10 protein-coding genes are annotated in these 12117 nt (G+C 70.4%); 9 read left to right on the top strand and 1 reads right to left on the bottom strand.

Going from position 1 to position 12117, the window contains the following annotated elements:
• The first annotated feature begins 21 nt into the window (after positions 1-21).
• Entirely contained in the window at positions 22-684 is a 663-nt protein-coding gene (locus ASD66_RS04080) for a PaaI family thioesterase (protein WP_056890095.1), read from the top strand.
• A gap of 91 nt (positions 685-775) precedes the next feature.
• Here ASD66_RS04080 and ASD66_RS04075 read toward each other — a convergent pair whose 3' ends face one another.
• Positions 776-2410: a class I adenylate-forming enzyme family protein gene (locus ASD66_RS04075; RefSeq protein ID WP_056890094.1), complete on the bottom strand. Its 1635-nt coding sequence runs from the start codon at positions 2408-2410 to the stop codon at positions 776-778.
• Positions 2411-2560: 150 nt separating this feature from the next.
• On the opposite strand from ASD66_RS04075, the gene ASD66_RS04070 reads away from it, so the two are divergent.
• From ASD66_RS04070 to ASD66_RS04035, 8 genes are all read left to right on the top strand, one after another.
• Complete coding sequence (locus tag ASD66_RS04070; protein ID WP_056688170.1) at positions 2561-3322, top strand: SDR family NAD(P)-dependent oxidoreductase; 762 nt, start codon at positions 2561-2563, stop codon at positions 3320-3322.
• 61 nt (positions 3323-3383) lie between these two features.
• Positions 3384-4622, top strand: coding sequence for an NADH:flavin oxidoreductase (locus tag ASD66_RS04065; protein ID WP_056890093.1), 1239 nt, complete (start codon positions 3384-3386; stop codon positions 4620-4622).
• A complete protein-coding gene (locus tag ASD66_RS04060) occupies positions 4619-6334 on the top strand; it encodes an AMP-binding protein (RefSeq protein ID WP_082599311.1) in 1716 nt (571 codons plus the stop codon). The genes ASD66_RS04065 and ASD66_RS04060 overlap by 4 nt, the downstream gene beginning before the upstream one ends.
• 177 nt (positions 6335-6511) lie before the next feature.
• Positions 6512-7462 carry an ABC transporter permease gene (locus ASD66_RS04055; protein WP_056688176.1) on the top strand — a complete coding sequence of 317 codons (951 nt, stop codon included), beginning with the start codon at positions 6512-6514 and terminating at the stop codon, positions 7460-7462.
• A complete protein-coding gene (locus ASD66_RS04050; RefSeq protein ID WP_056890092.1) occupies positions 7455-8492 on the top strand; it encodes an ABC transporter permease in 1038 nt (345 codons plus the stop codon). The genes ASD66_RS04055 and ASD66_RS04050 overlap by 8 nt, the downstream gene beginning before the upstream one ends.
• Positions 8489-9526, top strand: coding sequence for an ABC transporter ATP-binding protein (locus ASD66_RS04045; protein WP_056688183.1), 1038 nt, complete (start codon positions 8489-8491; stop codon positions 9524-9526). Before ASD66_RS04050 ends, ASD66_RS04045 begins: the two co-directional genes overlap by 4 nt.
• A 1-nt stretch (position 9527) precedes the next feature.
• Positions 9528-10550, top strand: coding sequence for an ABC transporter ATP-binding protein (locus ASD66_RS04040; RefSeq protein WP_056688185.1), 1023 nt, complete (start codon positions 9528-9530; stop codon positions 10548-10550).
• The gene (locus ASD66_RS04035; RefSeq protein ID WP_056890091.1) at positions 10550-11971 is read left to right on the top strand and encodes an amidase; all 1422 of its coding nucleotides are present in this window, start codon (positions 10550-10552) and stop codon (positions 11969-11971) included. The genes ASD66_RS04040 and ASD66_RS04035 overlap by 1 nt, the downstream gene beginning before the upstream one ends.
• Positions 11972-12117 lie beyond the last annotated feature (146 nt).

Raw genomic sequence — 12117 nt, 5'->3', positions numbered from 1 at the left:
CTCCTCCGGAAGGAAGACGACATGACCGAAGAGACTGCCCAGCGACCCCTGGTGGTGAAGGGCGAGACCCGGCGACTCGAGGTGCTGACCGCGGCGCCCAACAACGACGGCGTCGACAAGGCGGTCGTCGCCACACGACGTGTCATCGAGACGCTGCTGCACGCCGGCGACCGGACCTCGGCCGAGATGGGCGCGATCGCGTCCCAGCTCAACGCCGTCGCCGACCACCTGGACGAGCACGTCGGCCCGATCGACGAACGCCTGGTCGACATGTGGGCCGGTGAGGGCGTCAGCCGCCACGACCCGATCACCGGACCGGAGAACGCGATCGCCCCGCCCCTGGCGCTGGCGGGCCGCGACGACGGCTCGATCGGGGGAGTGGTCACCCTGGGCCTGCCCTACCAGGGCCCACCCGGCCACGTGCACGGTGGAGTCTCCTCGATGCTGCTCGACCACGTGCTCGGCGTCGCCAACGCGTGGGCCGGTGACTCGGGGATGACGAAGGTGCTGACCCTGACCTACCACCGGCCGACACCGCTGTTCCGCGAGCTCGCCATCACCGGCCGTCAGACGAAGGTCGAGGGACGCAAGATCTGGACCACCGGCGAGATCACCGTCGACGGAGAGCTGTGCGTCTCGGCCGAGGCGCTCTTCATCAACGCCCAGGTCGCCCGCCCCCACTGAAACAGATACTCCCTGACGTTCCGGTCCCTCTGCCAAGGGCCGAAACGTCAGGGAGTATCTGTTATTGAGGGCCGAAACGTCAGGGAGTATCTCAGTCTTCGGCGAGGACGGCGGAGCGCTTGACCTTGCCGGTCGCGTTGCGGGCCAGGGGCGCCGACGTCAGCCGCCAGTGCGCGGGCACCTTGTAGTAGGCCAGCTCCCGCTTCAGGAACGCGGTCAGGTCGTCGACCGACGGCTCCGTCTCACCGTGCACGACGACCACGGCCACCTCCTGGCCGAGGTCCTCGTGGGCCACGCCGTACACCAGGCACTCGACGACGTCGGGGTGCTCGGTCAGCACGTTCTCGACCTCCACCGGGTAGACGTTCTCCCCGCCGCGGATGATCAGGTCCGAGCGCCGCGAGCTGAGCCGCAGCCGGCCCTGCTCGTCGATCTCGCCGAGGTCTCCGGTGTGCAGCCAGCGGTCCTCGCGGATGGTGTCGGAGGTGGCCTCGTCGTTGCGCCAGTAGCCGACCATGTTGTAGCAGCTGCGCACGCACACCTCGCCCTCCACACCGGGGCCGAGCGCGTTGCCCAACGGGTCACGGATCTCGAGCTGGACGCCGTACGTCGCCCGGCCGACGGTTCCCGGCACCTCGGCCTGGTCGGCCGGTGTGGCCGCGGAGACGCCGGTGCAGGTCTCCGTCAGTCCGTAGCTGTCGACCAGCGCGGTGGCGAAGGGCAGGTTCTCGCGGAGCCGCTGCTTCAACGCCAGCGACGACGGTGCCGAGGCCAGCGAGAACGAGGTCAGCGAGCTCAGGTCGAACTTGTCGGCAATGTCGGCGTCCAGCATCCGCGAGGCCATCGTCGGCACGGCGCCCCAGTTGGTGACCCGCTCCTTCTCGATCAGCGCGTAGATGCGCTCGACGTCGAAGGCGCCCAGGTGCAGCACGACCTTGGAGCCGGTGGCCAGCCGCGGGAGCGCCAGGTTGTGCAGGCTGGCGATGTGGAACAGCGGGGAGACCAGCAGGTAGGCGCGGTCACGCGGGTCGGTGGGGTCACCGAACGCGGCGAGCAGAGCGTCGTTCATCCGGTGGTACTCCACGACCGCGAGCAGGTTGCGGTGCGAGTGGGTGGCGCCCTTGGGGTGGCCGGAGGTGCCGGAGGTGAAGATCAGCACCGCCGGGTCGTCCTCGGCGACGTCGGCCGAGGGGAGTGGTGCGTCGGGGTGGGCGGCGCGCAGCGTGGGGACGTCGTCCTCGACGGTCAGCACCGGCAGCCCGTGCTGCTTGAGCGCGTCGACGCGCTTGGCGTCGGCGATGGCCAGCACGGGCTCGGTCAGCCCGAGGCCGTGCTCGACCTCGCGGTCTGACCACCAGGCGTTGAACGCGACCGCCACCGCGCCCAGGGACACGACGGCCCAGAAGCTCTCGATCCACTCGATGGTGTTGGCGGCGGAGATGACGACCCGGTCGCCCTTCTTCACGCCGTACTCGTCGGTGAGGGCCTTGGCCAGGGAGGAGACCCGGGACGCGTGCTCGGCGAAGGTGACCCGATCATCGGCGGTGGCGACGTAGGTGCGGTCGGCGTACTGCACCGAGTCGGCGAGGACCTCGTGGAGGGCGTGCGCCCGGTTGCGGTAGACCGGCATACGGGTGCCCAGGACGTCGTCCTCGACCATCTCGAAGGGCCCACCGGGGCCGACGAGTCGGGCGTAGGCGGCCATCGGGTCGTGAGTGGTCGTCATCGGGCTGGAGCTCCTCATGTGTCTGTACGTCGGACGGCGTACTCCGCCGGTCCGTCCAGTCTGCGGAGCCGTGACCGCCGCCACGCGGGTGCCTCCCGGTGACCGGGACGGGTCCCCACCCGGACGTGTTCCGCGGCGAAGCATGTCGCCATGAAGAGTCTTGCAGGACATGTCGCGCTGGTCACCGGATCCGGACAGGGAGTGGGTCGCGGCATCGCCGTCGCACTCGCCGAACGAGGCGCCGACGTCGCCGTCGTGGGCCGCACCCTGGCCAAGCTGGAGGACTCCTGCGCGGAGCTGGCCGGCCTCGGCGTCACCGCGCGGCCCTACGAGTTCGACGTCACCGACCACGACGGCATCCCTGGCCTGGTCGACCGCGTGGTCGGCGACCTGGGCCGCCTGGACGTCCTGGTCAACAACGCCTACGTCGGCGCCTACGGGCCCCTGCTCGGGATGAGCCGTGACGACTTCGAACGAGGATTCCGGAGCGGTCCGTTCGCGGCCTTCGAGTTCATGAAGGCCGCGCACCCCCACCTCGTGGCCCAGGGCGGCGGCTCGATCGTCAACCTGGTCACCTCGGCGATGGTGCGCTGGGACCCCACGACGTACGGCGCCTACGCGGCCGCGAAGACGGCCCTGCGGTCGCTGACCCGCACCGTGGCGGTCGAGTGGGGGCCCGACAACATCCGGGTCAACTCGATCGCCCCGCACGCACTGTCGCCGGGCCTGGCCGGGTGGGCCGAACGCAACCCGGAGGAGGCCGAGGCGTTCGTCGCCTCGATCCCGCTGCGGAGGATCGGCGATCCCGTGGCCGACATCGGGCGGGCGGTGGCCGCCCTGGTCAGCCCCGAGCTGCAGTACCTCTCCGGGGCCACCATCCCGCTCGACGGGGCCCAGGCGTTCTTCGGCTGACGGTTCCGGTCAGTGGGAGAGCGGAACGCCGGCCCGACGGCGCCGTCCTAGCGTGCGGAGCATGACGACCTCCACCCCCGTGCCCGACGTGCTGTCGCCGGCCACCCTCGGCCCGCTGACCCTGCGCAACCGGGTGATCAAGGCGGCCACCTACGAAGGCCTCAGCCACAAGTCTCTGGTCACCCAGGACCTCGTCGACTTCCACGTCGGCTACGCCAAGGGCGGGGTCGGGATGACCACGGTGGCCTACTGCGCCGTGGCGAAGGAGGGGCGGACCGACCGCCACCAGATCTACTGGACCGACGAGTCGCTGCCCGGCCTGAGGGCACTGACCGACGCCGTGCACGCCGAAGGAGCCGCCGTCTCGGCCCAGATCGGCCACGGCGGTCCGGTGGCCAGCCCCAAGGGCAACGGCCTGCCTGCGCTGTCCCCGAGCCGGCACTTCCACAAGACCTCGTTGAGCTTCGCCCAGGAGATCGGCGTCCACGACATCCAGCGTGTGGTCCGCCAGCACGCCGAGGCGGCCCGCCGGGCCGTGCGGGTCGGGTTCGACGCGGTCGAGGTGCACCTCGGCCACAACTACCTGGCCTCCTCGTTCCTCAGCCCGAAGGTCAACCACCGCACCGACTCCTACGGTGGCTCCCTGGAGAACCGGGCCCGGTTCGCCCGCGAGATCATGCGCGCCGTCCGTGACGAGGTGGGCAGCGAGATCGCGATCCTCGCCAAGATGAACATGGACGACGGCGTGCCCGGCGGCTTCTGGCTCGACGAGGCGATCCCGGTCGCCCAGTGGCTCGAGCAGGACGGCACCGTCGACGCGCTGGAGATGACCGCGGGCAGCTCCCTGCTCAACCCCATGTACCTCTTCAAGGGCGACGCCCCGCTCGAGGACTTCGCAGCGGTCATGCCCCAGCCGATCAAGCTCGGCGTGAAGCTGGTCGGCAAGCGGCTGCTGCACAGCTACCCCTACACCGACGGCTACCTCCTCGAGGACGCCATGCAGATCCGCGACGCGGTCAAGCTGCCGATGATCCTTCTTGGCGGGGTCACCGACAAGGCGATGATGGACAAGGCGATGGCCTCCGGCTTCGAGTACGTCGCGATGGCGCGTGCCCTGCTGCGTGAGCCCGACCTGATCAACCGCATCGCCGCCGACCGGGACACCGCCTCCCTGTGCATCCACTGCAACAAGTGCATGCCCACCAACTTCACCGGAACCCGGTGCGTCCTGGTCGACCGGAGCACCACGCGCTCCGCGAGCTGGGGCAAGCCGGAGGGCTACGTCGGGGCGGTCCGATGAACGCCATCACTGCCAAGAAGGCGCCCGTCGGCCGGCCGCAGGTCCCTGCGGAGGAACGGCTCGAGACGATCGCGGACCTGCTGCTGGCCCGCCTGGGCGACGAGCACCCCGGCCTGCTGGACGGCGACTCCTCCTGGACCTGGGACGAGGTGGTCCGTGAGAGCGCGGCCCGCGCCGCCTGGGCCGAGGAGCTGCGCGACCCGGAGCGCCCGTTCCACATCGGCATCCTGCTGGACAACCAGCCCGAGTTCATCTTCTGGCTGGGTGCGGCTGCCCTGGCCGGCGCCACCGTCGTCGGCATCAACAGCACCCGAAGCGGTGACTACCTCGAGCAGGAGGTACGGCACACCGAGCTCCAGCTCGTGGTCACCGACGCATCCGGCGACACCCTCCTCGACGGTCTCGACATCGGCGTCCCGAAGGACAGGTTCCTGCGCACAGACGAGCCGTCGTACGCCGAACAGGTGGCGGCCCACGCGTGTGAACCCACCCGCCGGCCGGAGATCGACGCGAAGACCCAGATGCTCCTGCTGTTCACAAGCGGCACCACCGGTGCCTCGAAGGCAGCACGGGTCAGCCAGGGACGCCTCGTCGGCCTCGGCTACCAGAACACCGCGAAGTACGACGTGCGCCGCCACGACATCTCCTACTGCTCGATGCCGCTCTTCCACGGCAACGCGGTGATGGGGTTGTGGGTGCCCACCCTGACCGCGGGCGGAACCGTGGCGCTGGGCCGCAAGTTCTCCGCGTCCCGCTTCGTCGACGAGGTGCGTGCCTACGGGGCGACGTACTTCACCTACGTCGGCAAGGCGATCGGCTACGTGCTCGGCACCCCCGAACGCCCCGACGACCACACGATCGCGCTCACCCACGGCTTCGGCACCGAGGCGTCCCCGGAGGACCGGGCCCGGTTCCTGGAGCGCTTCGGCGCCACCCTGCTCGAGTCCTACGGGTCCAGTGAAGGTGCCGGCATGGTCGCCCTCGACCCCGCCGCACCGACCAGTGCCCTGGGCCGTCCGGCCCACGACGGCGTCAAGGTCGTCGACCCGGAGTCGCGCGAGGAGTGCGCGGTCGCCGAGCTCGACGAGCACGGCCGGGTGCTCAACGCCGAGCTGGCCGTGGGCGAGCTGGTCAACACCACCGGCGCGGCCGCGTTCGAGGGCTACTGGAAGAACCCGGAGGCGGACGCCGAGCGGGTGCGCCACGGGTGGTACTGGACCGGGGACCTCGGCTTCCTCGACGACCAGGGCTTCCTCTACTTCGCGGGACGCTCGGGCGACTGGATCCGGGTGGACTCGGAGAACATCTCCGCGCTGCTCACCGAGCGGGCGCTGCGTCGCCACGACGACATCCTCACCGCGGCCGCCTTCGCGGTCCCGGACCCGCGGGCGGGGGACCAGGTGATGGCCGCCGTGGAGATCCCCGAGGGACGCACCTTCGAGGACCTCGACCTGGGGGCCTTCCTGGCCCGGCAGCAGGACCTCGGCACCAAGGGGGCCCCGCGCTTCGTCCGGGTCTCGCACGCCCTGCCCAGCACCGGCTCCAACAAGCTGCGCAAGAAGGAGATCCAGCTCGACGGGTGGCGCACCGGCGACCCCGTCTTCTGGTGGGTGGGGCGCGGCGAGCCTGCGTACGAGCCGATGACCGAGGCCGACAAGGCCACCCTGGTCGCGGAGTTCGACGCCAACGGGCGCCGCCGATTCCTGCCCTGAATCCGAACCCGTCACCACCGGTTCCGGTCAGCGGGATCGCGGCCGGTGTGGTCGCAGTCACCAGACCTAGTCTTCCCACAATGTCCTCGCCCGGTCACCGACCGTGCCCCATCCGACGAAAGGACCACCGCTGATGAGCCTGGTTGTCCGACGCCCCCGGAGCGGAGACGGTCGCTGATGCGCCGGATCGCGCTCCGTGCCGGCGAGCTGCTGGCAGTCCTCTTCGTGGTCAGCTTCGGCGTGTTCGCGATGGTGACCCTGATGCCCGGCGACCCCGCGGTCGCCATCCTCGGGGAGGGCCACCCCAAGCAGGACTACGTGGACCTGCGCCAGGAGCTGGGTCTCGACGACCCGCTGCTGACGCGCTACTGGCACTGGCTCTCCTCGGCCGTCACCGGCGACCTCGGTCGCTCCCTGGTGCCGCCTCAGGGGGACGTGACCGATCGCATCCTCGGCGCCCTCCCGGTCAGCTTCCAGCTGGCCACCATGGGCCTGCTGATCGCTCTCGTGCTGGCCGTCCCGCTGGCGATGTGGTCCGCCGCCCACGCCGGTGGCCTCGTCGACCGGATCATCAGCGCGTCGATGTTCGCGATCCTGTCGATCCCGTCCTTCCTGGCCGGCCTGCTGCTGATCATGGTCTTCGCCAACGGCCTCGGCTGGTTCCCGCGGGCGCAGTGGGTGCGGATCAGTGAGGACCTTCCGGCCAACCTGCACCATGCCCTGCTGCCCGCGCTGGTCATCGCGATGATGGAGCTGGCGCTGTTCACCCGCATCCTGCGCAACGACCTGATCGTCACCCTCAACGAGGACTACATCCTCGCCGCCCGTGCCAAGGGCATGCCGCCGTGGCGGATCATGGTCACCGACGCGTTGCGCCCGTCGTCGTTCTCGCTGGTGACCCTGATGGGCATCAGCCTGGGGCGCCTGATCGGGAGCACCGTGATCGTGGAGTACCTCTTCGCACTGCCGGGCATGGGATCGATGATCGTCACCGCCGCCAACCAGGGCGACTTCCCCCTGGTCCAGGGCGCGGTCCTGATCATCGCCCTCGTCTACGTCGTGGTGAACGCCAGCATCGACGTCTCGTATGGCTATCTCGACCCGAGGACCCGCCGTGTTCATGCGTAGTGACAAGTCCCGTGCCCGCGCGGAGAACCGCACCCGCACCCTCCTGGTCGGAGCGGCGCTCCTGGTGGCCGGTGGTGCCGTGGCCGGCTTCGGCTGGACCACACCGACCCTCGTCCTGGCCGGCAAGGCCGTGCTGGTCCTGGCCGGGCTGGGGCTCATCTTCCACGGGATCGCCCGCCTGGTCGTGGGCTTCCGCGGCAAGCCGGTCGACCTGCTGTTCGTCCTGGCCGTGGTCTGGCTGGTCGGCATCTGCGTGGCCGCGGTGCTCGCACCCCTGCTGCCCCTGGGCGAGCACAACGACGTCGCGAAGACCCTCGTGGAGCCGACCAACATGGCGCCGAGCCTGCTCACCGACCACCCGTTGGGCACCAACAACCAGGGCCTGGACCTGCTCTCCCGCTCGCTCCACGGGGCCCGTACGTCGTTGGCGATCTCGCTGCTGGCGGTGACCATCGGCACCGTCGTCGGCGGCGCCATCGGTGTGATGGCCGGCTACTTCCGCAAGGGCGTCGACAGCGTGGTCGGCATCTTCACCAACGCGCTGCTCGCGGTGCCGCCACTGATCCTGCTCATCACGCTGAGCACCTTCCTCGACCCGAGCCTGCGCAACATGGCCCTGGCCCTGTCGTTGCTGACCATCCCGAGCATGGTGCGCCTGGCCCGCGCCAACACGATCGCCTTCGCCCAGCGCGAGTTCGTGATGGCGGCCCGGCTGATGGGGGCCACCCGGTTCCGGGTGATGACCCGCGAGCTGGTGCCCAACGTGCTGCTCCCGGTCTGCTCGATGGCGGTTGTGATGATCTCCGCGCTGATCGTGGCCGAGGCCTCGCTGAGCTTCCTCGGCCTCGGCATCCAGCAGCCCGACCCGACCTGGGGCAACATGATCGCGGAGGGTGAGGGTGGCGCCATGGAGGACTACCCACACATCGTGCTGGTTCCCGGCGCGTTCCTGTTCCTGACCGTCTTCTCCTTCAACCTCCTGGGCGAGAAGGCCCAGAAGCGGTGGGACACGAGGAGTGCAAAGCTGTGAACGACACCAACGAACTCGTCCTCGAGGTCGCCGACCTCCACACCGTCTTCACCACCCCTCGCGGAGTGATGCGGGCAGTCGACGGAGTCTCGATGTCACTGCGCGCAGGGGAGACCCTCGGCATCGTCGGCGAATCCGGCTCCGGCAAGTCCGTGCTCGGCCGTACCGTCATGGGCCTCATCGCCGACAACGCCACCACGGCCGTCTCCGGCTCGGTGCGCATCGGCGGGCACGACGTACACGCGATGAAGCCGAAGGACCGGCGCAAGCTCTGGGGCCCCGAGGTCGCGATGGTCTTCCAAGACCCGATGACCTCGTTGAACCCGGTCAAGCGGGTCGGCGCCCACATCACCGAGGCGCTCCGACTGCACCTGGGCCTGAACCGCAAGGACGCGCACGAGCGGGCGATCGACCTCCTGCGTCAGGTGTTCATCCCCGAGCCCGCGCGCCGGATGAAGCAGTACCCGCACGAGCTCTCCGGAGGCATGCGGCAGCGCGTGGTCATCGCGATGGCACTGGCCTGCGACCCCAAGCTGCTGATCGCCGACGAGCCGACCACCGCGCTCGACGTGACGGTGCAGAAGCAGATCCTCGACCTTCTCGCGTCCCTCGCCTCCCAGCGCAACATGGCGACGATCCTGATCAGCCACGACCTCGGCGCCGTGGAGGGCCGGACCGACCGGGTCGCCGTGATGTACGGCGGCCGGACGGTGGAGACGTCACTGACCTCCCGGGTCTTCGCCCGACCTGCGCACCCGTACGCCGAGGCGCTGCTCGCGTCGATCCCGCGGATCGCCGATGCACCCCACACGGTGCTGCGGGCGATCGAGGGCGCGCCACCCAACATGCTCGCACCGCCCGGCGGCTGCAGCTTCGCGCCGCGATGCCGCCTGGCGCAGGACCGGTGCCGTGAAGAACAACCCCAGCTCCGGGAGATGAGCGACGGGGTACGTGGCCTGCACGCCGAGGCGTCACACCTCGGCGCCTGCCACTTCCCCCTCACCGAGGTCACCGAACGACAGGAAGTGGGCTGACATGGCCGGCAGCGGAACCGCACACATGCGCCCCGACGCGTCCCCCGTGCTCACCGTCGACCAGATGGTCGTGGAGTTCCCGGTCGGCCGCAAGCAGGTCGTCCACGCCGTGTCCGGCCTCAACATCGACCTGCTGCCGGGGGAGACCCTCGGCATCCTGGGCGAGTCGGGGTGCGGCAAGTCCAGCGCCGGCCGTGCCGTCATGCAGGAGCCGCCGCCGACCTCGGGCGAGGTGCGACTGGATCGGCAGGCCCTGACCGGCCTCAAGCCGCGTGAGCTGCGTCGCGCGCGCTCGAAGATGCAGATGATCATGCAGGACCCGGTCTCCTCCCTGAACCCGCGCCGGAAGGTCCGCGACCTGGTCGCGGAGGGCCTGGCGATCTGGGGTTTCGAGGGGGACGACAAGGACGCCGCCGTCCGCGAGACACTCGTCGCGGTGGGTCTCGACCCCGACGTGGTGTGGGACCGGCGGGCGCACGAGCTCTCCGGCGGCCAGTGCCAGCGGGTGTGCATCGCGCGGGCACTGATGATGAACCCGGAGGTGCTGATCTGCGACGAGCCGGTCTCGGCCCTCGACGTGTCGGTCCAGGCGCAGATCCTCAACCTGCTGGAGAAGACGAAGGAGAAGTTCGACTTCTCGATGATCTTCATTGCCCACGACGTCTCGGTCGTGAAGAACATCAGCGACCGGGTGATGGTGCTCTACCTCGGCAAGACCTGCGAGGTGCTGCCGTCGACCGGCATGGAGACCGCCGCCCTGCATCCCTACACGCGCACCCTGATCGCCTCGATCCCCGGTGGCGAGGAGATCGCCACCCCCGGCGACCCGGTCACCGGGCCGGTGGCCTCCGACCGGCCGATGTCCGCCGCGGCGACAGAGCTCCCCTCACCGCTCAACCCGCCCTCGGGCTGCCGGTTCCGCACCCGTTGCCCGCTCGCCACGGACCGCTGCTCCGCCGAGGAGCCCCAGCTGCGGCCCGTCGGTGAGGGCCACTTCATCGCCTGCCACAACGTGGCCGTCTGATGTCCGTCATCGACGCCCACGACCTGAACCAGCCCCTGGATGCCATCGCCCTTGCGGCGTCGATCCGCAACGGGGAGACCTCCGCGCGTGAGGTCGTCGACGAGGCGATCGCCCGGATCGAGAAGCACAACCCGGCGCTGAACGCCGTGATCGCCACCCGCTTCGACGAGGCGTTGGCCGAGGTCGACGCCGGGCTGCCCGACGGTCCGCTGCGCGGCGTACCGGTGCTGGTCAAGGACCTCAACATGGACGTCGCCGGGCTGCCCAGCAGCCGCGGCAGCCGGCTCTTCGCGGAGTACGTGCCCGACCGCGACTCGGAGCTGGTGGCCCGCTACAAGCGGGCCGGCATGGTCGTGCTCGGCACCACCAACAGCCCCGAGTTCGGCCTGAACGCCAGCACCGAGCCGCAGCTCCACGGGCAGACCCACAACCCGCGCGACCTCACCCGGTCACCCGGCGGATCGAGCGGTGGCTCCGCCGCCGCCGTGGCCGCGGGCCTCGTGCCGGTCGCCCACGCGAGCGACGGGGGCGGCTCGATCCGCATCCCGGCCTCGATGAACGGCCTCTTCGGGCTCAAGCCGAGCCGAGGACGCGTGACCAGCGCGCCGGCACCGTCGACCCTCAGCGGTCCCGCCTCGGTGCACCACGCCGTGACCACCACGGTGCGCGACAGCGCCTTGCTGCTGGACATCTCGTCGGCACGCCTGCCGGGCACCGCCATCGGTGTCCCGACTCCCGCCCAGTCGTTCGCGACCCTCGCCGCGCAGTCGCCCCGGCCGTTGCGGATCGGCCTGGCCACGGCGTTCGCCGACGGACCGGAGACGGATCCGGAAGTGCTCGCGATCGTCGAGCGGGCCGCTGCCCTGTGCGAGTCGCTCGGGCACACCGTCGTCCCGCTCGAGGCCCCGTGGGTGCCGGGTGAGGTGAGCGCGGAGACTGCGCCGCTCATGGGCATCGCCTTCACGGTCGCGGTGCAGGACCGGCTGGCCGTGCTCGGCCGCGAGCTCCTCGACGACGACCTCGAGCCCTTCACCCATCAGCTCTTCGAGCACTACCGCGCCCTGCCGGCCACGGCGCTCTCCCGGTCGCTCAGTGCGGCCCAGCGCATCGGCTGGGAGGTCGGCGCGACCTTCGAGCAGTACGACGTGCTGCTGACGCCGACGGTCGCCCGGCGGGTGCCGCCCCTGGGGCTGCTCGACACCACCCGCCCCGAGTCGATCTACCAGCACGCCGCGACCTTCTCGGCGTGGACCAGCGTCTTCAACGCCACCGGGATGCCGGCCATGTCGGTGCCGCTCGGCACCGACTCCGACGGCCTGCCGGTCGGCGTGCAGTTCGCGGCCGACCTCGGCGAGGAAGGGCTGCTGCTCTCGCTGGCCGGCCAGCTCGAGGCCGCCGCACCCTGGGTCCGCACGGCCTGACCCGTCCAAACGGTGCCCACGCGCTCTCGCGATCGAGAGCCCGTGGGCACCGTTGTCTGTTCGTCCGGCACTCGTCGTACGACGTGGGCACCCGTCGTACGACGGCACGCGTGCACCCGTCGTACGACGACGGCACGCGTGGTGCG

Source organism: Nocardioides sp. Root151, from assembly GCF_001427925.1.
Lineage (GTDB): Bacteria > Actinomycetota > Actinomycetes > Propionibacteriales > Nocardioidaceae > Nocardioides.
This window is presented reverse-complemented; position numbering and strand designations above follow the sequence as displayed.